Source organism: Staphylococcus gallinarum (genome assembly GCF_029774255.1).
Lineage (GTDB): Bacteria > Bacillota > Bacilli > Staphylococcales > Staphylococcaceae > Staphylococcus > Staphylococcus gallinarum.
The window spans coordinates 1,980,833-2,006,922 of the sequence record NZ_CP069082.1; the positions used below are offsets into that span (position 1 = coordinate 1,980,833).

A 26,090-nucleotide genomic window follows, 5' to 3' on the forward strand; every position below is an offset into this window, starting at 1 on the left:
TAGCTGCTTTCGTTATGTGAGGACATTAAATGTTTGCTGTTGTTTAATGGTATATGTTTCATCTTTTAAATTTTTTGATATTAACTCAAACATAGTAACATCACCTGTATCATGTATGACGGCATTTTCTAAATATTGGCGGTAATTTCTATAACAATAGTCTGTCATACTTACTCTATAGACATGATCCAATTTAATATTATTTAACGTAACCCTATCAAAAGGTTTTGCGTTCATATCTATAGTATAATCTACACCTTGCCAAAATGTACAAAGCGTTTCATCAATAATAGTCAGGCTCAATTTTCCATCGCTAAATTCAATATGTGAATATCCATATTCAAGTATATCTTTAATATGCTGACCTTTTAATGTTAAATCTACTGGTACATCTGGGTGAGGATATGCATAATACAAGGAGCCATTTGTCACACTTTCTGTTAAGCCACTTTCTCCATTTGTAGGTAAATGAACACAGGAAATATCATAATTATATTTCAATCTAATACTATCATGTAGTAGTTGCGTAAATTTGTGTGGTTTACATATAACATCGGCCAAACCATCAACAGTGACATTTACCCCTTGATTGGTTAGCGTCTCTGTTGACCAATATTCAACAGCTTTACGGTCATAATGTGTTAAATGCAATAAATGTTCATCTTCTTCGTACTCATTTAAATCGACAATATGTGAGTCAACATTTTCCAATTCATACGAACTTGTGCGTTTTTTAAAATTAATATTCACATGAATTAATTGCTCTGCATTTTGTCCTGCTTGTACATATAGTGTTTGATCATCTCTACCTATAAAGGTTTGATGTTGGTGCCCTGTAATAAGTAAATCAATAACACCAAGCGTTTGCATGATTTTTTCCGCTTCATTTACCTTTTCTTCGCGTTCTTTACCGGACTTATTCAATTGATTCAAGCCACCATGATAAATAACAATAAGAAAGTCTGGCATTTCCGTCTCATGAATATAACGAATCCAGCGTTTAGAAGAAAGTAATGTTTTCTCTATCTGAACGTCTTCTTCCATTTCAAAATGCTCGCGTTCCATCAATCCGTCTGAAGTTAAACCGACTATGGCTATCTTAACCCCTTCTATTTGTTTAATTGTATAAGGGGTTGAAAAATATGGCTCGCGTGTTTGTTGGTATTCGATATTTGCTGATAACCATGGAAATCTAGACAACGCAATAGATCTCGAGAAAAAGGACAGTCCAAATTTGAATTCATTGGGACTAATTCCACTCGCATCATACTGCATTGCATTCATCAATTTAATCATTGGATGCCTTTTATAAGGAGCTACCAAAGCATAATAAAATGCACCTAATGATCCTGCCAAACTGCCGCCACTATCTAATAAAATAACATGCTTGTTTTCATTTCTTACTTTATTTACATATGTGCCTGCTCGATAGATATTCGAGCCATTATCGCCATTAAGGAAATGACTGTGCATATCTGAAGTTGTGATAACATCAATCGCTATTTTTTCACTTTGTTTCATAAGCCTCTCTCCTCATTAACAACAGTTTAACATGATATATTTTTTGTTGACACTAATTTCAACACTAATAAAAATTTTCTAATATGCTTATTATTTTAAGCAATAAAAAAGATAGACACAACGTTTTCATTAGAAATAATTCTAATACCGTTATGCCTATCCTATCAATATTTAAACTGAATATAAATTAACGTATCTATCCGATTTGAACGCGTTCCTTTGGATAATGGAATTTATCGGGTTCTCTTCGGCCACCAATCATAATGATGAAGCTTATCAAACCGACACGACCGATAAACATCAATAACATTAATATCAGCTTCGTCGTACTACTCACATCACCAGTTATTCCTAATGATAAACCACAAGTACCAAAGGCTGACATGACCTCAAAGAATGCTTGTAAAAAACTTAGTTTTCCATTTTCCACTACTAGTATAACAATCATGCTCGTAAAGGTTAATATTGAAGCCATTGTAAAAACTGCAAATGATCGTTGAACATCTGTAGCATGAATCTCTCTATTAAATGCCTTTATTGATGTACGTTCCGCAGTATTACTAAAGTTAAGTAAAAATAGTATCAATATCGCAAATGTTGTGGTTCTTATTCCCCCACCTACTGAACTTGGAGAAGAACCAATAAACATCAGAATACTCATAATTACGTTCGTACCTTCACCAAATTGACTGACATCTATAGTTTGCAAACCTGCACTTCTTGTGGATGCAGATTGAAACAGTGCGTAGAATAATGACTTATGCCATGACATATGGTTAAATGAATGATTATGTTCTAATAACAAGATAATAATCGTTCCAAAGACAAATAATGCCAAATAAGTAACTGTTGTTATCTTTGCAAAAAGTGAAAATCTAAAGTTTGGAATTCTGTTTTTTATATATGCTTTAACTTCTAATAACACAGGAAAACCTATAGAACCCAATACAATTAAAAACATCACTATAGTTTGCACAAAGTAATCACTAGCATAAGGAATCAAAGATTGACCCGTAATATCTAATCCGCCATTAGTAGTTGCTGAAACAGCAACAAACACACCTTGCATGATGGCATATTGTAAATCAGGTGTATCTCGATAAAAATAAAAAGTTAACAATGCTGCACCAATAAGCTCAATCATTAAGATTGTTTTCACAATTTCTAAAATCAGCTTAACTGTACCACTCATTGTATCTTTATTATTATCTAACATGATTAATCTACGCTCGCGCATACCAATATGTTTGCCCAACACAACCCATAGCATTGTACCAATTGCCATGACACCAATACCACCAATATTTAATATAATCATAATGATGATTTGTCCAAATGTACTATATGTATTAGCAATATTGATTGGTGTAAGCCCTGTAACACTAACGCCCGATACGGCCACAAATAAAGAATCAACCGGGTCGACATGTACGCCCGGTTTATGAACAAATGGCAAATTAAGCAATAAGAACGCTACGATAATCGCAACAAGATAATATAATACAATCCCTTGTTGTGGGCTAGATTTCTTTAATAATTGATTGAAAATGGACAATCTATATTCACCCCAACGTTATTTCAATTTAATGTTGATATCTTTAACCTTACCATCTCTATATATTTTTGCTGGCAATGTCTTTAAATCATCTTTATGCGCAAAAATGATCTGTCTATATCTTAGATTATCTTCAACATCTTTACCATCTAATTCTACTATGACATCATTTTTTTGCAAGCCAGATTTATCACCAAGAGAATCTTTTTTAATATCGGCTACGACTATACCCTTATTTACATCATTTGGCAAGTTTATTGTAGAACGAGCAGCATCATCAAGATCTGCAACATTTACAATTTTAACACCCGTATTTGGATAGTTCACCTTACCTTTAGTTTCCAATTGCTTTGCGATAGATTGTGCATCATTAATTGGAATTGCAAAGGCCATACCTTCCACATTATCCATATCTATTTTTAACGATGCAATACCAACAAGTTTCCCATTTCTATCAATAACAGCCCCACCTGAATTACCAGGGTTAACCGGAGCGTCCATTTGAAATGCATTCATCAGCACGTCATATTGATTGTCTTTATCAATATCTACCGGAACATGTCTATTTAACCCGGATATAATACCATCAGATACACTACCTTTAAAGTCATTTCCTAGTGGATTGCCGACAACAATAATAGGTTCACCTAGTACAAGTGTACTTGAATCACCCAATTTCATCGGTTTTACATCTTGATTACCCTTCACTTTTGCTTTGATTACTGCAATATCTGAAAATTTATCAGAACCGATTACTTTACCAATTGTAATCTTATCATTACCATATGTAATTTTTTGCTCTTTTTTATTTCCAACAACATGCGCATTGGTTAAAACATAAATAGAGTCGTCCACTTTTTTGTAGACGACACCTGAACCAAGTTCATTTTGTTTATCCGCTTCCTGTGTTTCCTTATCTGCAGATGAGTCTCCACTTGATGTATCGTTATCTACTGTTACTACCGAATGAATTGCATTATTGGCATTTTTCATTGTTGCTGTATAAGTTTTATTATCATCTTTATTACTTTGGAATATACTATCTTTCGTCTTACCACTTTGATCAACATTATAGAATATTGCATTTATTAATGTAAGTACAAGTATAACTGCAACTACAATTAATATTTGAGCCCAATATGTTTTAAAGAAATGTTTAATCTTTGTTGACGCATTCTGATGTTGTTTGCCTTCATCTCTTTGTGATGTATTTTGAGCTGAATTGTAACGATAGTCTTTCTCATCATCAACATATTTATTCACGCGATGTTTTTGTGCTTCTTCCGAATAGAAATAATCTTGCTGTTTATCTGTAGCAATAGCTGCACTTTCTTTTTTATTATCTGTTGTTGTATAATCAGTTTTTGCTTTATTAGTTGTTGTTTTATCATGTGTTGTTTTATCATGTGCAGTTGTCTCTGGTTGATCCTTTTCTTTACCATCACGCTCTGCATCATTATATTGAGCTTTAGAATGATGTGGTTGTTGATTTCCATTTGACATTAAATGTTCTTCTTTAGGATTTTTATTCGTCTTTCCGTCATGAATATTTTTATCAGTTCTTAATTTCTGCTGTTTCTCATTTGAAGACTGCGCTTTAGACTCTGATGCTAGTTGCTCAGAAGATTTATTTTTTGCATCTTCTTCCTGCTTTGAAGGCATATCTATATCCTTTGCGTCAGCTTGAGTTTCATTCTGCTTAGCAGCTGCTATTGCTTGTTGTTGCTGAATTTCTTCTTGAGTTAACTTCTCAATTCTTGCTTTCCTTAAATTATCTTTCACGCGCTCTTCATTATTTTTGGCAAGCTTTTGTTCCTTCGCTGCCTGTTCCTTTTGCTCTTGCCGTTCTTGTTGAAGACGTTGTTCCCGCTCTTCATTGTGAAAGTATTCCCTTCTTTTCCGACCATATTTGGCTTTTGGGATGACATGTTTTTTATTGTTCGCCATCATAATTCCCCCTAAAACTACATATACCTTATCTTTCTATTATGCCATATTAAAATTAATATTTCTTCTTTATTTTGTTTTATAAAAGTAGATTTAATTTGATTATAATCACTTTCGGCATAATTTTCTAACTAAGTGAACATAATTTTAAAAATAACGTTAATTTCTATACCCTACATGCTTACCACTTTGTTCATCTAATTATGTATTATTTTTATAAAATTTCATCCTGGATACTCCAACTATAGATAAATCTAACATTGTGAATTCTATTTATAAAATCCACGGCTATATTCTTGTGTATTTGTCATAAATTGTATCGATTGTATATTATTGAGAAACGCCTATGTACAACATATAAAATTTAGAACCTCTATACAAAGTATATGATGATTGTTACAAAATATTGTCCTAAGTTTCCCAACAAACTAGTTATTAATAAAAAAACAACCCAAAAGAATACATCTCTTGGGTTGACACTTTACTAGTGCGATACTCTATATCCACCATTATTATATTAGTTGTTTTTTTTGTTTTTTCTTAATGAAGTTAACCAACCGATAATTACCAATAGAATCATGACACTCCAGAAAATAGATTGCCATAATGCTGTATGTGGAAACTCTTCTGGCAAGATTTTTATATCAGGATGTGATAAGACCATGATAACTAATTTAATACCTACCCAGCCTACGATGGCAAAGGCAGCACCTTCTAAACCAGGATATTTATTCAACAAGTTAACAAACCATGATGCTGCAAATCTCATAATTACAACACCGATCATACCACCTAAGAACATAACGATGAATTGACCTAAATCAAGCCCGCCAAAATGAATACCAACCTTTGGTAATGTAACAGCAATTGCAAGGGCTGCTAACATCGAATCAATCGCAAAGGCAATATCAGCAAATTCAACTTTAAGTACTGTACCCCAGAATTCCTTTGGACTGGCTTTCTTTTCCTCACCATCTTCATCATAATGATGATCGTCGCCACCTTCTTGTTCGTGACTATCTTTAGCTTTAAAGAAGGCGACTAAATTCTTAATTGACATGTAGATTAAGTAAATTGCGCCTAGTGCTTGTATCCACCAGAAGTGAGCAATAATACTGATTAAGAATAATGAAATAAAACGGAAAATCAATGCACCTAATAAACCATAAAATAATGCTTTCTTTCTTTGTTCAGGCGGTAAATGCTTTACCATCACAGCCATAACTACGGCATTATCCGCAGCCAACAAGCCTTCTAAGAAGACTAATACGATTAATACCCACGAATATTGTAAAATCAAACTCGCATCCATCTTTGTACAACTCCCTTTTAAATTTAAGCATAAAAATAGAGACCTAAGCTAAGTCAGTGCAAATCCCAAGATATTAATTGTTTATTTTAAAATAAAAAATAGCACAAAAAATAAAAACGATTTCACTTATAGCAAAGGTCTCACTCGACAACAGCTGTTGCCCACCTTACCGGAAAATTAAACTGACTTAACATTATACAGTCGTTTATATGATACATGCTCATTTATCCATAACATATATCTACGACACTATACCAATAACTGAATGAGTTACGGTTCAATGCTAAACCAATCATCTTCGTAATGACGATAAGATGACTCTATTTATAAACAGGTTAACAATATTCACCAATAATAGACGAAATATCATTAATTAAGCTGTTTAAATATAACAGTTGAGTTACTCCCCTCTGACCACAAAGTCATAGGTATTCTATTGATAAACGTATTATACACAAATTTTAGAATTATAACAAACTATATAATTTTACATCTGGGAACTTTTCTTCAAACCATCTAGTTGCAAATTCATTTTCAAATAAAAATACAAAATTATCATAAATGTCTTTTACTAAAATTGAACGAGAAGTACTCATATTATCTTTGATGGCATCTTCATTTTCAATCCAACGTGCAATCTTCTGACCAACTGGTTCCATTACAACATCAACATTATATTCATTCTTCAATCGATGTTCGAAAACTTCAAATTGCAATTGACCAACAGCACCTATAATAATTTGATTAGTGTGTAATGCTTTATAGTATTGTATCGCACCTTCTTGAACTAACTGCTCAATTCCCTTATGGAAGTGCTTCTGCTTCATGACATTTTTCGCCGAAACTTTCATAAATAATTCAGGTGTAAATTGTGGTAAGTCTTGGAAGCTGAATTTTTGATTGCCGCCCACAATAGTATCTCCGATTTGGTAGTTACCAGTATCATACAAACCGATAATATCTCCTGCGACAGCATGATTTACTGTTTCTTTATCATCTGCCATAAATGAAGTTGAACGCGTTATCTTTTGCTTCTTCTTCGTTCTTTGCAATGTGACATCCATACCACGCTCAAACGCACCACTGACAACGCGCATAAATGCAATTCTATCACGGTGTTTTGGGTCCATGTTAGCTTGGATTTTGAAGATAAATCCTGCAAAATCTTTATCAAATGGACTTACTTCAACATCTTCGTTTGTTTGACGTGCATTTGGCATAGGTGCATGATCTACATAAGCATTCAAGAAATTTTGAACACCGAAATTAGCCAAAGCTGAGCCAAAGAACACCGGTGTTAAGTCACCCTTTAATAACGCTTCATTATCAAACGTTTCTCCTGCTTCTTCGACTAACATCAATTCTTCAATCGCTTGTTCGAAGGCACTATCATTAGTGATTGCATGGTCTTCTTCAAGTTCATAATCATCGTTTAAATGTAAGATATTTTCTTCATCTCTAAATGGTTCAATTGTACGTGATTCACGATCGATAATACCAAAGAAGTTTTGCCCCATTCCCACAGGCCAATTCATTGGATATGTTTCAATATTTAATGTAGATTCAATTTCGTCTAGTAATTCAAATGGTTCTTTACCGACACGGTCTAATTTATTGATAAAAGTAAAAATAGGAATACCACGCATTTTACAAACTTTAAATAACTTTAGCGTTTGTGGTTCAATCCCTTTCGCACAGTCAATTACCATGACTGCACTATCCACTGCCATAAGTGTTCTGTACGTATCTTCTGAAAAATCTTCGTGACCAGGTGTATCTAAGATATTAATCTTGTAATGATCATAGTCAAATTGCATTACTGAACTTGTTACCGAAATTCCACGTTCTTGCTCTACTTTCATCCAGTCACTTGTTGCAAACTTCCCACTTTTTTTACCTTTAACTGTTCCAGCTTCTCTAATCGCGCCACCGAATAACAATAATTTCTCAGTCAACGTTGTTTTACCAGCATCTGGATGAGAAATGATTGCAAAGGTTTTTCTTGATTCAACTTCTTCCTTAATACTCATTTATAATCTCCTTTAATTCTCAATTATCCATTGAATAAGGTCATCAGCAATACGACTCGCCGTCTCCTCATCTAATAACGTAAATAAGTGTATCACAATTTCTTCCTTTAATTCATCCTCATTTAAAGACATATCTATCTCTAGAGACCAATTTAAATCAGGCAACGCAATCATGTAACATTGCCCGACTTTATTATCATATATATAGACATGTGATTTTATGTCATTATATTGTATATTTTTAACCTTCAACAGGTCCACCACCAAATTTTTTATACGCTGCTTCTAAACCAATTAAATCATCACGATGTGGTACTTTAACATGTCCAGGCATAATTTGATATGGTTCACGTCCTTTAGATGCTAGTACTACTGTGTCACCTGGTTCTGCAATTTCAATCGCATGTCGAATACCTTCTGCTCTGTCTTCAAATTCAATATAATTATTGTGTGTTGCACCCTTTGCTAACTCAGCGGTTAATTTTTTAGGGTCATCGTTTGCTGGATTATCCGGTGTGAAGATGACATAATCAGCACGGCAAGCAACACGGCCCATTTCTGGTGTCTTTGTCATATCTCGTTCACCGGCCATGCCACATAAAAAGATTAATCTTTGCTTAGCAAATGGTTTAACAGCATCAATTAATTTATCCATACCATCAGCTGTATGTGCATAATCAATGATTAAATCAATTGGTAGTTCTGGATCTAGAACTTCTAAACGACCTTCAACAGGTTCTAAATTTTCAACTGCTTCAATAATGTCTTGCATCGCAATACCTTTACTCCATACAGCGATAATTGCAGCCATAATATTTGAAACATTAAAGCGACCCACATATGGCGATTTTACAACTTTAGTTCCCTCAGGTGTTACAAAGTCAAAAGTCACACCTTGTAATGATTCGATAATATTTTGTGCTTTAAACTGTGCATCATTTTCAATACCATAAGTAAATGTTTCAAATGGTGTTACAGTTCTCAAATAATCTGAGAATGTATCATCATTATTCAAGATTGCAAATTTTTCTCTGGATAAATCCTCACCTAATTGACTAAATAATAAAGATTTAGCGTGACCATATGCTTCCATCGTACCGTGAAAGTCTAAATGGTCTTGTGTTAAATTTGAAAAGATAGCAACATCAAAATCTACACCACTTAAACGTCCAAGTGATAATCCATGACTTGAAACTTCTAAAGTCATTGCTTCAGCACTTTTTTCAACCGCTTCGTTTATCTTTTTTGTTAGTGCAACAGTTTCGGGAGTCGTATTTGCACCTTTCGTTTTATCTTCATTAATTTGAAAGCCATTGGTACCTAAATAAGCACTGTTTTTTCCAAGCTTTCTATAAATATGATGAATCATTGTTGCTATAGAAGTCTTACCATTTGTACCCGTCACACCATAGGTAACAAGTTGCTTACTTGGATATTGATACAATAAATTAACCAATAAACTTGCAACTCTTAACGTATCTGGAACTACCACTTGTGTTACATCACCTGATAAATCTAAAGTTCTATTTACCACAACAATTTGGCAGCCATTATCAACAACATCTTGACAAAATTTATGACTATCGACTGTATAACCCTTGGAAGCTACAAATATACTACCTGTTGTTGCAGTTCTTGAATCTGTAGTAATATCATCTACCGCTCTATTTAATGTTCCTTTGACTTGTTTTACTTTAATTTTTTCAAATAACACATTCGCGTCCAACTTTAATCGCTCCTTTATTTCCAATACTACTATTATACACATTTTCGTTTTATTTTATAGAATCTAATAGTTACTCTCTTAAAGTTAAAATATAATGCTAATAATTATCGTTCACAATATTCAATTGATTCTATAGATTGAATTTGTACGATATACTAATAATATTAACTTTGTATGTTATCCATGTTAATTTTTCTTATAATATTTCTTAATTCCACTTATACATGGCATATAATCTCACTTTAGTGGTATGGGTAATGTATAAAACAATATAATTTCTATGCTATATAAACTCATGATTCAGTATGAATTATTTCATATCGTAAAGTAAAATGATATAATCTTTAATTATTGTGTTTTTTCTTTCGCATGATAAAAAAATGCGTTAAACTTAGCATGAGATAAATTATACTATTGGAGGGTGGCTATTAATGGTTACTCAAAATAAAAAAATATTGATTATTACTGGCTCATTTGGTAATGGTCATTTACAGGTGACGCAAAGTGTCGTAAATCAATTTAATGAAATGAATCTAGACAATTTAACTGTTATTGAACACGATTTATTTTTAGAAGCTCACCCAATTCTGACTTCTATATGTAAGAAATGGTACATTAATAGCTTTAAATATTTCAGAAAAATGTACAAGGCATTTTACTATAGTCGCCCAGACCAAATAGATAAATGTTTCTATAAGTATTATGGACTAAATAAATTGATTAACCTGTTATTAAAGGAAAAACCTGATTTAATCTTATTAACTTTTCCTACACCAGTCATGTCAGTACTCACAGAACAATTCGATATGAATATTCCTATCGCAACTGTTATGACTGATTATCGCTTACAGAAGAACTGGATTACCCCACATTCACAAAGATACTACGTAGCAACAGATGAGTTGAAGAGTGAATTTATGGATATTGGTGTTCCAAGAGAACAAATTAAAGTTACAGGTATTCCGATTTCAGATAAATTTGAACAAGATATTGATAAAGCAACTTGGTTACGTCAGAACAACTTAGATCCAGATAAACCAACAATCTTAATGTCGGCAGGTGCATTTGGTGTATCTAAAGGTTTTGATCAAATGATTCAAGAAATACTTGAAAGCAGTCCTCATTCACAAGTCGTGATGATTTGTGGTAAGAGTAAAGAACTTAAACGTTCATTATCAGCAATATTTAAAGATTATGATAATGTTTTAATTCTTGGTTATACCAAACATATGAATGAATGGATGGCTTCGAGTCAACTTATGATTACTAAGCCAGGTGGCATTACGATTTCTGAAGCATTAACACGACAAATTCCAATGATTTTCTTAAATCCAGCACCAGGTCAAGAACTAGAGAATGCACTCTACTTTGAGCAAAAGGGATACGGCCGCATTGCAGATACGCCTGAAGAAGCGATTAAACAAGTTGCAGCTTTAACTAATACACCTACAGCTTTAGCTTCAATGTCGCAAGCAATGAATGATTCACGTATACCTTATTCTACGTATAAATTATGTATAGATTTATTAGACTTAATTGACCATTCATCTCGTTATGAGGATGTTTACGGAAAGGTTCCTTTATATGCAAAGCTCTTCGTTAAATAAAAATGGCATTTCTAAAAATTTCATAATTATGTTAATCATTCTATTTTTGATGGAATTTGCGAGAGGTATGTACGTGTTAAGTTACCTATCGCTGTTGCCAACAGCAACGTCAATAGCGGTAGGTATAACATCTACTGCTATTTCTATTCATTTTATTGCTGATGCTGCAACCAATTTTGTGATAGGATTTCTCTTAAAGCGTTTAGGTGCAAAGCTCGTATTAACACTAGGCTTTTTATTAGCCTTTGTTAGCTTATTCTTAGTTATATGGTTCCCTACTGCTCCAATTGTATTAATACTTAGTGCTGTTTTACTCGGTATTGCGGTCAGTCCAATCTGGGTGATTATGTTGGCTAGTGTAGATGAGAACCATCGCGGTAAACAGATGGGTTATGTATACTTTTCATGGTTATTAGGTTTACTTGTCGGAATGGTTGGAATGAATATTATATTTAAATTCCACCCTACACAATTCGCCTTTTTAATGTCATTTGTCGTATTAATCGCTTGGATTCTATATTATTTTGTAAAAATCAGATTAACAAACTATAATACGCGTCCTGTAAAGCAACAAGTTGGTCAAATTGTAAATGTAACCAAGAGACATTTACTACTATTTCCTGGTATTTTATTACAAGGTGCGTCAATTACGGCGTTAGTACCAATCTTACCTACATATGCAACTAAAGTGGTAGGCGTTTCTACTGTTGAATATACTTTAGCTATCGTCTTTGGTGGTATTGCTTGTGCATTTTCAATGTTGTTTTTATCAAAGATTATTGATAATAATGGACACAAATTTATGTATAGCATGATCTTTGGTGGATTTTTACTTTATACATTGATGATATTTGCACTATCTTTAATTACAAATATTTACCTTGTATGGATTTTAGCAGTATTTATTGGTTTAATGTATGGTTTATTGTTACCAGCTTGGAATACATTTATGGCAAGTCACATTCATCAGGAAGAACAAGAGGAAACATGGGGTGTATTTAATAGTATTCAAGGTTTCGGCTCTATGATTGGTCCAATTGTCGGTGGATTGATTACAGAATTCACTAAATCTGTTAATAACACATTTTATTTCTCAGCGTTCGTCTTTTTATTCCTAGCCATTTTCTATGGTGTTTACTTTATTAAAGTTAGAAAAGCACAGCGTGATTAAATATAGCTTGGATTATCACAATCCATTTTCCACATAAGAGTTAGTTCGCATATTGCGGATTAACTCTATTTTTTATATTAATAACTAGCATATTGTTATTCGCTCCATTTATTAATTGTATTTACTTCGAAAATCTAATTTTCGAAAATGGATTATACTTCTACTTTCAATATTTTGATTTTAATTATTGAATAAAATCAAAAAAAGATGGCCCCTATCTATATAACAATAGAGACCATCAGTCATTGAGCACCATAATATATTAACTGGTACTATTTTTAATTCCTAAATATAACAAGTAAACGTTGATTAACAATTAATGGGCTTTAGCTTAAGCTAAATTAAAGCTTTCTAGTAACTTCCATTTTTCTTCTTTTTCCTCATAATAAACTAAAGAAAGTTGTTCAATCGTTTCTTTATAATCAATTCCCGCAAGTTTTAATTGACCGTAAATATCTTCAAATTCTTGGCTTGTAAGTCCTTGAGCAATCGTAAAGTGAGGCACAAATGGATGATCTGCTACACCATAAAAATCGCCTTTATTAAACTGATTGAATAATTTTTCAAGCGCTTCTGTTTTTTGTACTTTAAAATAAATGACATTCGTTGTAGGAGCAAAACTAGATGCCTTTGTAGCATGTACCTCTACAGCTGGAATACCTTCAAGTCTAGATTTAATGACATCCTTTACAGACTCTAATTCACTATCGTCTATTTCAAATTGCCCCTTAATCGTAATATGCGGCATAATTGTCGCATAATGGTTATCATAACGTTTACGATATGCATTTACCTCATCTTGAAATGCTTTCGACGGAATTAATGCCAATCCTAAAATCATTTAAATTCCTCCTTTGTTTAACATACTTTCATTATATCAAATTTTCTAAAAATTCGTTACTTTAAACTAAATTTACTTCAGATAATTAAAAAGAAATATTATCTGATAAAAAATAAATTAGTAAATCGTCTAAGTAATGCTTCCACGATTTCCATCTATGGCCGCCATCGAATTCGAAATAATGATATGTAACACCAGATGTTGCAATAAGTTGATTTAATTCACGGTTCGGCGTTAAAAAATCAGCTCGCTTACCAGTTGTTGGTAATTCAAAATCATCTTCCTCAAGCCCTACAATGTGCCATATAGTAAGCTGTTCTTGAAATTGACAACGGTCAAACATTGTAGTTATAACCTCATCATGTTGCGGACTTAACATACCTACTTGACTAAATACCCTAGGATACGATAATGCAGTCATCAATGCGACACTTCCAGCTAAACTATCGCCTAATAATATGCGACTATTACCCACTTTAAATGTCGGAAATGTTCGATCTATAAATGGCAATATTTCATTTGCAACAGCTTTCACAGTTAATGGCGTTCTAGCACCTTGTGGATGAAATTCAGCACGGCGTTTGTCCACATCTTCATAATGAAAACCAACAAATATAGCACGTTCAACTTTATTTTCTGCTCTTAATTGCTCATATGTTCGATGAATTCTACCAAAACTAAAAAAGTCCAAACCATCAAAACAAAATACAACCTTATATTTAAAAAGTTCAGTAAAGTCCTTAGGTAAATAAATCGATAACGTGACATCTCTTTCTAATATTTCACTTGGAAATTCTATTTTATTAATGTTTCCCGGTTGAAATTCATACATAAATTAAGCGCCCCCTAGTTGTCTTAATGACATTGTACCAAGAGACGCAATTTTTTAAAATAATTCGCTTTATATTTTATTAGTATTACTTCTATGACTTAATATTCTCTTCTTCTTTCAAGCGTTTCGGATAATCATGCAACCAAAATGTAGCTTGCGGTAACTTTTTAGGGTCAGGTTTATAAATTGCCATTTTGCCTGAACCCAGTTGTTTTTTCTGTTGTTCATAGTCTTTAAGTGCATTGATAGCAGGTTTATGCAATATCCAAATCGCAATGATATTCAACCATGCCATCATTCCGACACCTAAATCCCCCATCATCCATGCAATATCTGCCGTTTTAACTGCACCATAAATCGTTGCAACAATCAGTACAATTCTTGTGACATTAATCCAGAAGAAACTAAAGTTTTTTGAACGCTTTCTAGTCAAATATGAAATATTAGTTTCAGCAATATAGTAATATGCCAAAATTGTCGTAAATGCAAAGAAGAACAATGCACAAGCAATAAAATATGAACCTATACCTGAGAATGCTGGATCGAAGTGATAACTACCACCTTGGAATGCTTTATCGATACCAGCTTGTGCATACATTGCAGTTCCTGAGTAATCCTTATCTCCATTAGACATTTCAACAAAAATACCATTATCTTTAATTAAATTAGACTTATCTGTTGTCTCACCATTATTACTAGATACATTATACGTGCCAGATAACAAAATAATTAATGCAGTAGCTGTACATACAAATAATGTATCAACATATACTGAGAATGCCTGAACTAATCCTTGTTTAGCTGGATGCGATACTTCCGCAGCTGCTGCCGCATGTGGGCCAGTACCTTGACCAGCTTCGTTAGAATAAAGTCCCCTTTTAACACCAATTTCAATCATTGCTCCAAAAATTCCACCAAATGCTGCTTGTAAACCAAATGCTGATTTAAAGATAAGTGCAAATAACGCTGGAACTTGCTCTATGTTTAAAAAGATAATAATAACTGCCATTAAAATATAAGCTATTGCCATAAAAGGTACGATTGCTGTTGCTGCATTCGCAATCCATTTTATTCCACCAAATATAATGAGACCTAAAATAATTGCAAGCGCGATAGCTATAATCCAAGGTTGGATATTAAATGCATTCTTCATCGAACTAGCTATTGCATTGGATTGTACACCCGGTAAAAGTAAACCAACGGATACAACCGTTACAACAGCAAATATTAAACCATATATTTTGCCCATTTTCCCCTTAATCCCTGATTCAATATAAAATGCTGGACCTCCACGGTATTGGCCCTTTTCTTCGCGTTTATAAATTTGACCTAACGTTGATTCAATAAAGGCACTACTCGCACCTAAGAACGCCGTAGCCCACATCCAAAACACTGCACCTGGACCACCTATAAATATAGCTGTCGATACCCCAACGATGTTACCTGTTCCGACACGTCCAGCTAGTGATAATGCAATCGCTTGGAAACTTGAAATACCCGTTGGTGATTTCTCACCATGAAACATCAATCTAATCATTTCCTTAAAGTGGCGCACTTGGAAAAAGCGCATCATCAAAGAAAAAATAATCCCCGTTAATAATAATCCGTAAACTAATGGCTTACTCCACACAATATCATAAATCCAAGTAAGAAAACTTTCGAACATAATGTATCCCCCTTATTGTACAATATGTAAAATGATATATTTTTACTCATTATACACGTGAGAAAAGTTCCTCGCAATGAATTTCTAAAGTTATTTTTTAATTATCTATAAAGTTAATAAACACTAATTTATAAACATTTTATCGTATTATAGTGTTAACGTAATACTGCTATAAAGAAAGGTTGAAGTAATTGTAATTAAATCTTTAAATAAAGACTATACTGTAGCTTATCTTCTTTATTTACTATTAAGTTTTATCTTTTGTTCTCTCTATTTATGATATATACTGAAAAGTACTTCAATTAAAGTTAAATTTAGGAGGAACTGCCCCATGCTAAATAAAGTATGGTTTAGAACAGGTATCGCGCTATTAATCCTGTTTCTACTTATTAAACTAGCAATGGAAGTCCATAGCGTCTTTACTCCATTTATTGTGATTATTCAGTCAGTATTGATTCCATTCTTACTGAGTGGATTTCTATTCTATGTTTGTTTACCATTTCAAAAGTTATTGGAAAAATACAAAGTCCCTCGATGGGGAAGCATTTTAATCATCTTTATTGGTTTAATCATTATTATTAGTATTATTGTAGGTATCGTTGGTCCATTATTAATGGAGCAAATAGAGAATTTAATTAATCAAATTCCTACGTTACAACATGAGGTACAACATATTATTAATTTCTCTCTTGATCAGATGGAGAGACTACCATCAGATGTGACTGATCGAATCAATAAAATGGTACAAAATATGAGTGATAGCGTTGCAGATATCCTTTCAAACTCATTCACTTATATTACATCATTCATTTCTACATTATTCTTACTCATAATGGTACCGTTTTTCTTAATCTATATGTTAAAAGATCACGAGAAATTCATTCCATTTATCGCAAAATTATTTAAATCTAATAGAAAGATTTTTGTTGTAGAATTGTTAAAAGATTTAGATAACACACTTAAATCTTATATCCAAGGTCAAGTTACCGTAAGTATTATCTTAGGAATCATTTTATACATCGGTTACACAATTGTTGGTTTAAATTACACATTACTATTAGTTATGTTTGCTTGTATTGCTAATATGATTCCTTTCTTAGGACCATGGATGGCATTTGCACCAGCAGCTATTATTGCTATCATCCAAAGTCCAGCAACATTTATTTGGGTTTGTATTATTACATTAATTGCTCAACAGTTAGAAGGTAATGTTATTACACCAAATGTTATGGGGAAATCATTAAACATTCATCCACTCACAATCATTGTAGTAATCCTTGCTGCAGGTAATTTAGGTGGCTTCACTTTAATCCTTGTAGCCGTACCACTTTACGCAGTGATTAAAACGATAGTCAGAAATATTTATAACTATAGACAACAAATCATCGATAAAGCAAACAGTGATGTCAAAGATTAACATTATGCTAAATCATTAAGTAATAAAGCTTTAATATTAAATAAGAGAGCTAACCCGTATGATTCAATACGGATTAGCTCTCTATTTTTTTAGATTTTTAGACTATGATGACAGTCGATATATCCACTAATAAAAATATTCTATTAATTTTATATATTCAACCTTTGACTGTAACTCAATCTATTCTATGAAATTCTTTACTGCATCAAATTAAGCATAAAAAAACTACTACCGAAGTAACAACACTTCAGTAGTAGTTTATTATTGTTCAATCTTATATATTATTTAATACAGTGGAATCCGCTATCGACATGAATATTTTCACCAGTTACACCGCTAGATAAATCACTTAATAGATATGCAGCTGTTTTACCAACTTCTTCTTGATCTACGTTACGTTTTAATGGTGCACGTTCTTCAATTTCTTTTAAAATTGTGTTAAATCCGCCAACGCCTTTAGCACTTAACGTACGAATTGGACCTGCAGAAATGGCATTTACTCGGATGTTATCTTCACCTAAGTCTAATGCTAAATAGCGTACGTTTGCTTCTAAACTTGCTTTAGCTACACCCATTACATTATAATTTTGTACTGCAAATTCGCCACCTAAGTAAGTTGTAGCAACGATACTACCACCTTCAGGCATCAATTTCTTAGCTTCACGTGCAACAATTGTTAATGAATATGAACTGATGTCTTGTGCTAATAAGAAACCGTCACGAGAAGTTTCAGTGAAACGACCACGTAAGTCTTCCATATTAGCAAATGCAATTGAGTGATACACGCCATCAATATGACCTACTTCATCACCAATTTTTGAGAAACCATTAATAACATCTTCATCATTTTGAACATCAATTTGGAAGATATGATGTTCTTTTTGATTTAATTGATCAACAAGTTTTTCTAACTCTTTACGGCTACGTTCTTTTCGATATGTAAATACTAATTTCGCACCAAGTTGATCTAATACTTTAGCTACACCAAAACCGATACTACGCTTATTAGCGATACCCATAATAACATATGTTTTATTTTCTAAATTAAACATGATATAACTCCTTTTGAAAATATTCAATTTAAACTGGTTCGAGATAATGAAAAATGGTGCCCACTCGATACCAATTTCAATACTCTTTATTTTAACATTGGTTATATTATTTGAACAATTTATTTTACTAACATTGTGCTTAGATATACTTAAATTATTTCACCACATAAAAAAACAATGACCTAAAGCAATTGCTTTAGGTCATTGTCTTCTATCATTAGTAATATAATTCTAATTCTCGTTTCAATTCATCTACATATTCTTTAGAACCTGTAACGATTAATCTATCTCTATAACGTAATTGTGTATCTCCATGTGGAACAATTGATTCATTGTTACGTATAATGCGCACGAAGATAATATCGCCATCGAATGGGAAATTACGTAATTGGATTTGATCGTATTGATGATTTAACATGGCAATTTCATATAATGATGTCTCAACATTACTTAAGAGATTAAGCATGTTAGGCGTTTCAATTAAACCTTTTAAGAGAATCTTATTACTCATATAACTACTAAAGACTTCGATACCTTGTTTCTGTAATGTTTCATCTTCAGAACTTGACTCTAGACGACAAATTACACGTTTGACACCTTTCGCTTTAGCCATTAATGCTACTTTACGGTTAATGGCATCATCATTTGTCGAACAAACAACGATATTACGAGAGAATAGACCTAGTCGCTCTAATAATTCTTCCTCATAATCTGCAATTTCTATCATAGATATTGCATCAGATAGTTTACGCTTATCGCTAAGGTCGTTTCTATAATAAAGCGAAACTTGATATAGCTGTGATGATAAATTTTGAGCAATTGGAATCGTCAGTTGGTTCTTACCAATTAAGCTCACTTCAATTTGTCTTGTCGCTTCATCTGGTATTGGGAACATCTTTTTAAATACTATTGGCACAAATACACATGTAATTACTGCACTTAGTATTAAAATACCTGAAATTTCAGGAGAAATTGTTCCTAGTTGTTCTGCAATTTTAGCAGATGCAATAACCAATGATAACGTAGATGTGAGTAAGAAGGCAGATGAAATTGTCGTCTTCATATCAAACCATCTACGTATATAAAATACTGGAATCAGCTTAGAAATTAAGAACGCTATTATTAAAAATGGAATAATTAATAATAATGACGGTTCTTTGATTAAAGTTGGGATATTTAAATCAACCCCGACCATGATAAAGAATATAGGAATAAAGAAACCATAACCAAATGAATCTAGCTTTTCAACCATATCTTCATCAGGTCCTAATAGTGATACGACGACACCTGCAAGAAATGCACCAAGAATGTTTTCTGCGCCAACACCTTCTGCTAATGCTACAAGCATAATGATCAATGCAAACACTGCACGTATACCAATTTGTGTCGTACCGTCCATTAATTTTTGCAAGAATTGGGCCTTCTTAAAGATACCACCCAATAAGTAAAAGATAATTGTAAATACAACCAAGCTACCTATTAACCAAAGTGAAGTGCTACCAGACGCATGTAAGGTACCATAGGCTGTAAGTAATATCATGGTTACTAAATCTGCTAAGACTGCAACGAGCAAAATAAATTGTCCAATTGTCGTTCTCATGATATTCATTTCTTTTAATGTTGGAACTACCACGCCAAGTGATATCGTTGAAATAATGATGACCATTAATAAGACATCATCAATCAATCCAAACCATTTAAACATGTATGCAAAAACAATTGAAATAATCATGATAAACATAAATACTACAAGTGCTAATTGTAAATGCCCCGGTTCTTTCTTTTTGCGTGTTCCTTCTTCTTGCTGTTCTCCACTTTTATCCTTTTTAAAAGCTTTAAAATCTATTTCCAATCCACTTAAAAACATTAAAAATATAAATCCTAATGTTGATAATATATTTAGCATTTCGTCACGTTCTACTAAATTTAAAAATGAGTGACCAATAACGATACCCATTAATATTTCTGCAACGACGACGGGTATAAATGTAATTCTAAGTCGATTTACTAAAATAGGTGTTAAAAATGCTGCTAAAACTACTACAACAAGTGATACGAATTCCATATAACCCCCCTATGTTAAATAAGACATAAATGATGTAGCTAATCCAAAATAGATTAACATACTAACAATATCATTAATTGTTGTTATAAATGGTCCACTAGCAACGGCTGGATCTATCTTCAATTTATTCATTACTAAAGGAATCATTGAACCAACTAATGTACCTACTGTCATTGCAATTGTCAAGCTTGATCCGACAATTATTGCTAAAATTGGTTGTCCATAAATAATCACAATGATAATACAGAGTAATATTGCACAAACCAAGCCACTTAAAAAGCCACTCCCTGCTTCACGTAAAGCAACCTTAAATTTACTTTCCTCATCAATTTCACCTGTTGAAATATTACGTACTGATACGGCTAATGATTGTGTCCCTGAATTCCCTGACATCCCGCTAATAATAGGAATAAATGCTGCTAGTAATGCAACCTTCGCTAATGTATCTTCAAATGAACCTAATATTGTTGCTGTAATCATACCTAAGAACGTCAAGATGATTAACCATGGCAAACGTTTCGTTGCTGTTTTCAAAATAGAATCATTTGTCGCATCGACATCTGATACACCGGCTAAACGAGAGTAGTCTTCACTTGCTTCTTCATCCATAACGTCTAAGATATCATCGATAGTGATAATCCCTAACAAATGATCTTGGTAGTCGACAACTGGCATTGCGATAAAGTCATAGTCTCGCATCTTCTGTGCTACATCCTCTTGGTCGTCGGCAGCATTAGCACTAATGACACGTTCACTCATAATGTCTTCGATATAAGCATCATTTTCTGCAACAATCAAATCTCTCAGTGATAACACACCAGCTAATTGTTTATCATCATTGACAGTAAATATAACGTAAATTGTTTCAGCATCTGGAGCTTGTTCTTTAACATGCATCAATGCTTCCTTTACTGGCATTGTTGCTTTAAGCGAAATATACTCGGTAGTCATGATACCACCGGCAGTATCTTCTTCATAATGTAATAACGCTTTGATTTCCTTAGCGTCCTCACGATTCATCAATGTCAGTAAACTGACGACCTTTTGCTTAGACAATTGGTTCATAATATCAACGGCGTTATCATATGACATATCCTCTAACACTTTACTCGCATATGTAGCATCCATCGTATCAAACAATGCCTCATAATCTTCTTCATCAATTTCTAGTTGTTCGAAGAAATCTGCAACCTCTTCTGGCGATAATACTTCATAGATTCGTTGACGAATATCATCATCACTGTCTTCAAAATATTCACTTTGTTCATAGTTGTGCATTGATAAAAATTCTTCTCTAAACGCGTCAATCTGATTCTCATGTAGTAATCGATCGAGTAAATCTTTATCATATACCTGTTCGTCCTCTAAAGTGATTGAATCTCTTTCATTTGCCATATTTCACACCTCCATGAATGATTAAATTATAGCATATTAAATTTTGTTTCTATTGTGTCATATTGATCAATTACTTCAATTTTTTGGTTTGTTATTGGATGTATAAATGTGACTTTTTTACATCCCAATAATTGATGATTATATATATCCTGTTTTCCACCATACAAATCATCACCGACTAACGGATGTCCTATATACTGAAAATGAACACGAATTTGGTGCGTTCTACCAGTTAACAATTGGACCTCACATAAGCTATATTGTGATTTAACCTTTAATCTTTGAAACATTGTTTGTGCATACTTTCCAGAATCATGAACATGACGTTGAATGATACTATCTGGGTGCCTCGCAATGGGCGCTTCTATCATGCCCTGTTGTTTCACTTTCCCATGACAAACACAAATATATCGTTTATCTATAGACGTTTGCGACATTAAATGATGAATATAACCGTGTTTAGCAATAATTACAATGCCTGAAGTATTTCGGTCTAAACGTGTGACTATATGTGGTGTTAACTCGAGGGAATGTTGTTGAAAATAGCTCAACACTTGTTCTACCAAACTTTTATGTTTATGGTCTCTAGAAGGCGCACAATTTTGCTCTGTTGGTTTAGATATAATAAGCAAATATTCGTCTTCATACAAAACAGTAAGTGCTTTATCATAAGGCACTAAATTAGCACTAGGTTGCTCTTTGGGTAATTGAATGCATAAGCTATCACCTTCCAAGAGTTTGTGTCTAACGGTTACTGGTTGTCCATTAACTAATAAAGCGCCATTACGTTTAATGGCGCTTATACTTTTCTTTGAAAAATCATTATTTTGTAAAAAAGCTTTAACTGTTTCGTGATGATGAATATGAAAGTTAAATTCCATTATTCATCTTCTCCACTAGAAATAAATGAATCATGAACCCTTTTCCAAAATGGGAAAGGTCTAAATCTTGCAAATCTTACCTTTTCATTAGCAACTCGAAATTGTATTGCATTTACATTTTTATGTTTGATACTCACATGATCAATAGACGTCAATATTGTATCGTGATTAACTGGTGTAATTAAACAAGTATGATGCTTTGGCAATACTAAAGGTGAACCTACTGTTCTAAACACTCTATTGTTAATAGAAGCAATTTCGGCAATTTGCATTGCTTCTAATGACGGGTGGATTAATGCACCACCTAAAGCTTTGTTATAAGCTGTTGAACCTGATGGCGTTGACACACATAAACCATCACCTCTAAAGCGTTCAAATTGATTACCACGTATATTAACGTCTACAACTAAAGTAGAGCCATTTTCAGTCTTCATCGTTGCTTCATTCAATGCTAAATAACGTGTTTCATATCCGTTATCATTATAACGTACGATAATCTCGAGCAATGGATATTCTATCACTTGGAATTCAGAATTGTTTATTTCTATGATTAACTTTTCAACCTCGTGAGGAAGCCAATCAGCGTAAAAGCCTAAATGTCCAGTATGTACACCGACAAAGGCACATCGAGACAACATATGGCTATATTGATGGAATGCTTGAAGTAAAGTCCCATCACCACCAACTGAAATAACAATTTCAGGATTATCTGGATCTTCAACCATTTGGAAATCTTTCATATGATTAATCATTTTATGCTTTAATGCATTTGATTTCGAATCACCTTTAGATAAAATTGTATATCGCAAGATTGCACCTCTCTAGTTATCATTTTGCTTTTTTGCGCGCTTTTTAGAATAATATTTTTGCGCTTCTTGAATTTCTTCTTTGATTTCTGACATTTCTTCATCTAGTAAAAATGCTGCCTCGGCTGCTCTCTCTAATCGATGTTGGATTTCAGGTGGATAATCACCATCATATTTATAACGCAAGGTATGTTCTATCGTTGCCCAAAAATTCATCGCCAATGTTCTAATTTGAATTTCCGCTAAAATCTTTTTCTCCCCTTGTAAAGTTTCAATCGGATATTCAATTATGACATGAAATGAACGATAACCACTTTGCTTTGTATTACTAATGTAATCACGCTCTTCTACGACTTTAAAGTCTTGTCGTTGTCTCAATAAATTGACTACGACATCAATGTCATCGACAAATTGGCACATTAAGCGCAAACCAGCAATGTCATACATTTCCTCATGCAATCGATCAAAAGGAATGCCACGTTTATTTGCTTTATCAATGATACTTGTCATTGGTTTGACTCTACCTGTGACAAATTCAATTGGCGATGCATTATCATCAACCTCATATTGTTTTCTAAGGCCCTTTAGTTTCACTTTCAATTCATCGACTGCTTGTTTATAGGGCGACAAAAATTGATCCCATTGATTCATTGTGCCTCACTCCGCTTCACTCTAATTCGAAAGTCTCTTCAACAACGGAAACAAACTCCTTACCATAATTTGAATTACCTTGGATATTATCCAATATGTAATTGAATTCTCTTTCGAAATGTTCTAATTCTAAATCATCATTAACTATAATCTTTTTACCCTTATTTTCATGTAACATCGACCAAGTTTCTTGTACAAAGATTAGATAGGAATACGATTGCCCATCATCTAAAATATACGCAAAACTATAATTATCACTGTCAACAAGCATTTGTCCAGCTTCCTGTAAACCTTCTGTTGACGCTTCTGTATAACAATTTATACTATCCTCTGTTACTTTAATCTCATTTACATATATACGCATGCTTGTTCCTCCTTATTCCCCACTATTTTAACATAATTTGAAGTTACATAACACGTTACATGACTACTCAAATATCATCAACCGATGTTCGCTATTAAATTATTTTTCAAAATAATGCACTTCAATTTAAATTATTCGCTCTGTAGTTTAAAATTAATACATTAATTGCCTAAACTTAGGAGTGTATATATTGTCAACGAATAATGAAATTGAATTTAAACAACTTTTGTCGCAAACAGAATATCAACAAATTTACGACACGTATTTTAAAGGAATTATTCCTTTTAGCCAAACGAATTATTATATTGATACCCCAGATTTCCAATTAAAAGCACATAAATCTGCCTTAAGAATTCGTGTTAAAGCCGATTATAACGAAATGACTTTAAAGGTCCCAGCAGAAGTTGGTTTAATGGAGTATAACTTTGAGACCTCTATTGTCCCACAGCTAGATAAAGTTATAACTCCAGATACAATACCACCAGACATTATAGAGCAACTTAAACAGATGGATATAACCTTAGATGAATTAACTATCTTAGGAGCACTTACAACGAATCGTGTTGAAAGTAAGGTGTCAGATAATTTACTTGTACTTGATCACAGTAGCTATTTAGACCAAGAGGATTATGAATTGGAATATGAAGTGAGCGATTATAATCAAGGACTACAGAACTTCAAATCATTGTTAGAACAATTCAATATCCAACACCAAACACCTGATAATAAAGTCCAAAGATTCTTCTCACGCAAAGCAAAACTCAACGAAAAATAGTCAACACAATTGCCTAAAAGTCGAATTACTTCCAAATGTAAATATTCATGTTATATTAGTATTATATTAAGAGAACATGGTGATACTATGACGCAAACACCTTATGAAATTATAGGACAAGATGCCTTATATAACATGATTGATTACTTTTATTCACTCGTAGAAAAGGATGATAGGATTAACCATCTTTTTCCGGGAGATTTTAGTGAAACAAGTCGAAAGCAAAAGCAGTTTTTGACGCAGTTTTTAGGTGGACCGCCATTATATTCAGAAGAACATGGTCACCCTATGTTAAAAAGACGTCATTTAGATTTTAAAATTTCAAATTATGAGCGTGACGCTTGGCTCGAAAATATGTATAGTGCAATACAACATGCACAATTGCCAGCAGGTGTCGGAGATTATTTATTTGAAAGATTACGTTTAACAGCAAACCATATGGTAAATTCCGAAATTTAATTGTAGGTGAAAAAAAC

General features: G+C 33.1%; 22 protein-coding genes. 5 read left to right on the plus strand and 17 right to left on the minus strand.

Annotation, left to right across the window (positions count from 1 at the left end; translation table 11 throughout):
* Positions 1 to 12: 12 nt before the first annotated feature.
* The 7 genes from JN168_RS09380 to JN168_RS09410 form a co-directional block, all read right to left on the minus strand.
* A complete protein-coding gene (locus tag JN168_RS09380; RefSeq protein ID WP_042739838.1) occupies positions 13 to 1,521 on the minus strand; it encodes a bifunctional metallophosphatase/5'-nucleotidase in 1,509 nt (502 codons plus the stop codon).
* Between the two features lie 196 nt (positions 1,522 to 1,717).
* Positions 1,718 to 3,076: a TrkH family potassium uptake protein gene (locus JN168_RS09385; RefSeq protein WP_279525833.1), complete on the minus strand. Its 1,359-nt coding sequence runs from the start codon at positions 3,074 to 3,076 to the stop codon at positions 1,718 to 1,720.
* A gap of 18 nt (positions 3,077 to 3,094) precedes the next feature.
* Positions 3,095 to 5,023, minus strand: a complete 1,929-nt coding sequence (locus tag JN168_RS09390; RefSeq protein ID WP_229367099.1) for a S1C family serine protease — start codon at positions 5,021 to 5,023, stop codon at positions 3,095 to 3,097.
* A gap of 517 nt (positions 5,024 to 5,540) precedes the next feature.
* Positions 5,541 to 6,335 (minus strand): TerC family protein, encoded by a 795-nt coding sequence (locus JN168_RS09395; protein ID WP_042739835.1) that lies wholly within the window; start codon positions 6,333 to 6,335, stop codon positions 5,541 to 5,543.
* A gap of 467 nt (positions 6,336 to 6,802) precedes the next feature.
* Positions 6,803 to 8,365 (minus strand): peptide chain release factor 3, encoded by a 1,563-nt coding sequence (locus JN168_RS09400; RefSeq protein WP_042739834.1) that lies wholly within the window; start codon positions 8,363 to 8,365, stop codon positions 6,803 to 6,805.
* A 12-nt stretch (positions 8,366 to 8,377) separates the two neighbouring features.
* Positions 8,378 to 8,617, minus strand: a complete 240-nt coding sequence (locus JN168_RS09405) for a YueH family protein (protein WP_042739833.1) — start codon at positions 8,615 to 8,617, stop codon at positions 8,378 to 8,380.
* Positions 8,607 to 10,091, minus strand: a complete 1,485-nt coding sequence (locus tag JN168_RS09410) for a UDP-N-acetylmuramoyl-L-alanyl-D-glutamate--L-lysine ligase (RefSeq protein ID WP_042739832.1) — start codon at positions 10,089 to 10,091, stop codon at positions 8,607 to 8,609. The genes JN168_RS09405 and JN168_RS09410 overlap by 11 nt, the downstream gene beginning before the upstream one ends.
* Positions 10,092 to 10,522: 431 nt before the next feature.
* Here JN168_RS09410 and JN168_RS09415 point away from each other — a divergent pair, with 431 nt between their 5' ends.
* Together JN168_RS09415 and ltaA are read left to right on the plus strand one after the other, a co-directional pair.
* The gene (locus tag JN168_RS09415) at positions 10,523 to 11,698 is read left to right on the plus strand and encodes a diglucosyl diacylglycerol synthase (RefSeq protein WP_042739831.1); all 1,176 of its coding nucleotides are present in this window, start codon (positions 10,523 to 10,525) and stop codon (positions 11,696 to 11,698) included.
* Positions 11,676 to 12,869, plus strand: a complete 1,194-nt coding sequence (gene ltaA, locus JN168_RS09420) for a lipoteichoic acid biosynthesis MFS flippase LtaA (protein ID WP_042739830.1) — start codon at positions 11,676 to 11,678, stop codon at positions 12,867 to 12,869. The genes JN168_RS09415 and ltaA overlap by 23 nt, the downstream gene beginning before the upstream one ends.
* A gap of 331 nt (positions 12,870 to 13,200) precedes the next feature.
* Here ltaA and JN168_RS09425 read toward each other — a convergent pair whose 3' ends face one another.
* The 3 genes from JN168_RS09425 to JN168_RS09435 all read right to left on the minus strand — a co-directional run bounded on the left by JN168_RS09425 (position 13,201) and on the right by JN168_RS09435 (position 16,208).
* Positions 13,201 to 13,710, minus strand: coding sequence for a YjcG family protein (locus tag JN168_RS09425; RefSeq protein ID WP_042739829.1), 510 nt, complete (start codon positions 13,708 to 13,710; stop codon positions 13,201 to 13,203).
* 85 nt (positions 13,711 to 13,795) lie between these two features.
* The gene (locus tag JN168_RS09430; protein ID WP_042739828.1) at positions 13,796 to 14,542 is read right to left on the minus strand and encodes an esterase family protein; all 747 of its coding nucleotides are present in this window, start codon (positions 14,540 to 14,542) and stop codon (positions 13,796 to 13,798) included.
* Positions 14,543 to 14,633: 91 nt separating this feature from the next.
* Complete coding sequence (locus tag JN168_RS09435; protein ID WP_042739827.1) at positions 14,634 to 16,208, minus strand: alanine/glycine:cation symporter family protein; 1,575 nt, start codon at positions 16,206 to 16,208, stop codon at positions 14,634 to 14,636.
* Between the two features lie 331 nt (positions 16,209 to 16,539).
* Between JN168_RS09435 and cozEa the strand changes: the two genes are divergently transcribed.
* A complete protein-coding gene (gene cozEa / locus JN168_RS09440) occupies positions 16,540 to 17,625 on the plus strand; it encodes a lipoteichoic acid biosynthesis protein CozEa (RefSeq protein ID WP_042739826.1) in 1,086 nt (361 codons plus the stop codon).
* A 281-nt stretch (positions 17,626 to 17,906) separates the two neighbouring features.
* Here cozEa and fabI read toward each other — a convergent pair whose 3' ends face one another.
* The 7 genes from fabI to JN168_RS09475 all read right to left on the minus strand — a co-directional run bounded on the left by fabI (position 17,907) and on the right by JN168_RS09475 (position 24,839).
* A complete protein-coding gene (fabI, locus tag JN168_RS09445; protein ID WP_042739825.1) occupies positions 17,907 to 18,677 on the minus strand; it encodes an enoyl-ACP reductase FabI in 771 nt (256 codons plus the stop codon).
* 217 nt (positions 18,678 to 18,894) lie between these two features.
* Complete coding sequence (locus JN168_RS09450; protein ID WP_107590013.1) at positions 18,895 to 20,742, minus strand: monovalent cation:proton antiporter family protein; 1,848 nt, start codon at positions 20,740 to 20,742, stop codon at positions 18,895 to 18,897.
* A gap of 9 nt (positions 20,743 to 20,751) precedes the next feature.
* Positions 20,752 to 22,137, minus strand: a complete 1,386-nt coding sequence (gene mgtE / locus JN168_RS09455) for a magnesium transporter (RefSeq protein WP_042739823.1) — start codon at positions 22,135 to 22,137, stop codon at positions 20,752 to 20,754.
* 26 nt (positions 22,138 to 22,163) lie between these two features.
* Entirely contained in the window at positions 22,164 to 23,018 is an 855-nt protein-coding gene (locus JN168_RS09460; RefSeq protein ID WP_279525834.1) for an RluA family pseudouridine synthase, read from the minus strand.
* Entirely contained in the window at positions 23,018 to 23,827 is an 810-nt protein-coding gene (locus JN168_RS09465) for an NAD kinase (protein ID WP_042739821.1), read from the minus strand. The genes JN168_RS09460 and JN168_RS09465 overlap by 1 nt, the downstream gene beginning before the upstream one ends.
* A gap of 12 nt (positions 23,828 to 23,839) precedes the next feature.
* Positions 23,840 to 24,475, minus strand: coding sequence for a GTP diphosphokinase (gene yjbM, locus JN168_RS09470; RefSeq protein ID WP_042739820.1), 636 nt, complete (start codon positions 24,473 to 24,475; stop codon positions 23,840 to 23,842).
* Positions 24,476 to 24,491: 16 nt separating this feature from the next.
* Complete coding sequence (locus JN168_RS09475; RefSeq protein WP_107512666.1) at positions 24,492 to 24,839, minus strand: UPF0738 family protein; 348 nt, start codon at positions 24,837 to 24,839, stop codon at positions 24,492 to 24,494.
* A gap of 190 nt (positions 24,840 to 25,029) precedes the next feature.
* Here JN168_RS09475 and JN168_RS09480 point away from each other — a divergent pair, with 190 nt between their 5' ends.
* Positions 25,030 to 25,614 carry a CYTH domain-containing protein gene (locus tag JN168_RS09480; protein ID WP_229367095.1) on the plus strand — a complete coding sequence of 195 codons (585 nt, stop codon included), beginning with the start codon at positions 25,030 to 25,032 and terminating at the stop codon, positions 25,612 to 25,614.
* Positions 25,615 to 25,701: 87 nt separating this feature from the next.
* Positions 25,702 to 26,073 carry a truncated hemoglobin YjbI gene (locus JN168_RS09485; RefSeq protein WP_042739817.1) on the plus strand — a complete coding sequence of 124 codons (372 nt, stop codon included), beginning with the start codon at positions 25,702 to 25,704 and terminating at the stop codon, positions 26,071 to 26,073.
* Positions 26,074 to 26,090 lie beyond the last annotated feature (17 nt).

What these genes read in the sequence shown, in the direction of transcription:
- JN168_RS09380 (WP_042739838.1), bottom strand. Translation starts at nt 1,521, where the DNA reads ATGAAACAAAGTGAAAAAATAGCGATTGATGTTATCACAACTTCAGAT.
- JN168_RS09390 (WP_229367099.1), bottom strand. Translation starts at nt 5,023, where the DNA reads ATGGCGAACAATAAAAAACATGTCATCCCAAAAGCCAAATATGGTCGG.
- JN168_RS09395 (WP_042739835.1), bottom strand. Translation starts at nt 6,335, where the DNA reads ATGGATGCGAGTTTGATTTTACAATATTCGTGGGTATTAATCGTATTA.
- JN168_RS09400 (WP_042739834.1), bottom strand. Translation starts at nt 8,365, where the DNA reads ATGAGTATTAAGGAAGAAGTTGAATCAAGAAAAACCTTTGCAATCATT.
- JN168_RS09415 (WP_042739831.1), top strand. Translation starts at nt 10,523, where the DNA reads ATGGTTACTCAAAATAAAAAAATATTGATTATTACTGGCTCATTTGGT.
- ltaA (WP_042739830.1), top strand. Translation starts at nt 11,676, where the DNA reads ATGCAAAGCTCTTCGTTAAATAAAAATGGCATTTCTAAAAATTTCATA.
- JN168_RS09425 (WP_042739829.1), bottom strand. Translation starts at nt 13,710, where the DNA reads ATGATTTTAGGATTGGCATTAATTCCGTCGAAAGCATTTCAAGATGAG.
- JN168_RS09430 (WP_042739828.1), bottom strand. Translation starts at nt 14,542, where the DNA reads ATGTATGAATTTCAACCGGGAAACATTAATAAAATAGAATTTCCAAGT.
- JN168_RS09435 (WP_042739827.1), bottom strand. Translation starts at nt 16,208, where the DNA reads ATGTTCGAAAGTTTTCTTACTTGGATTTATGATATTGTGTGGAGTAAG.
- cozEa (WP_042739826.1), top strand. Translation starts at nt 16,540, where the DNA reads ATGCTAAATAAAGTATGGTTTAGAACAGGTATCGCGCTATTAATCCTG.
- fabI (WP_042739825.1), bottom strand. Translation starts at nt 18,677, where the DNA reads ATGTTTAATTTAGAAAATAAAACATATGTTATTATGGGTATCGCTAAT.
- JN168_RS09450 (WP_107590013.1), bottom strand. Translation starts at nt 20,742, where the DNA reads ATGGAATTCGTATCACTTGTTGTAGTAGTTTTAGCAGCATTTTTAACA.
- mgtE (WP_042739823.1), bottom strand. Translation starts at nt 22,137, where the DNA reads ATGGCAAATGAAAGAGATTCAATCACTTTAGAGGACGAACAGGTATAT.
- JN168_RS09460 (WP_279525834.1), bottom strand. Translation starts at nt 23,018, where the DNA reads ATGGAATTTAACTTTCATATTCATCATCACGAAACAGTTAAAGCTTTT.
- yjbM (WP_042739820.1), bottom strand. Translation starts at nt 24,475, where the DNA reads ATGAATCAATGGGATCAATTTTTGTCGCCCTATAAACAAGCAGTCGAT.
- JN168_RS09475 (WP_107512666.1), bottom strand. Translation starts at nt 24,839, where the DNA reads ATGCGTATATATGTAAATGAGATTAAAGTAACAGAGGATAGTATAAAT.
- JN168_RS09485 (WP_042739817.1), top strand. Translation starts at nt 25,702, where the DNA reads ATGACGCAAACACCTTATGAAATTATAGGACAAGATGCCTTATATAAC.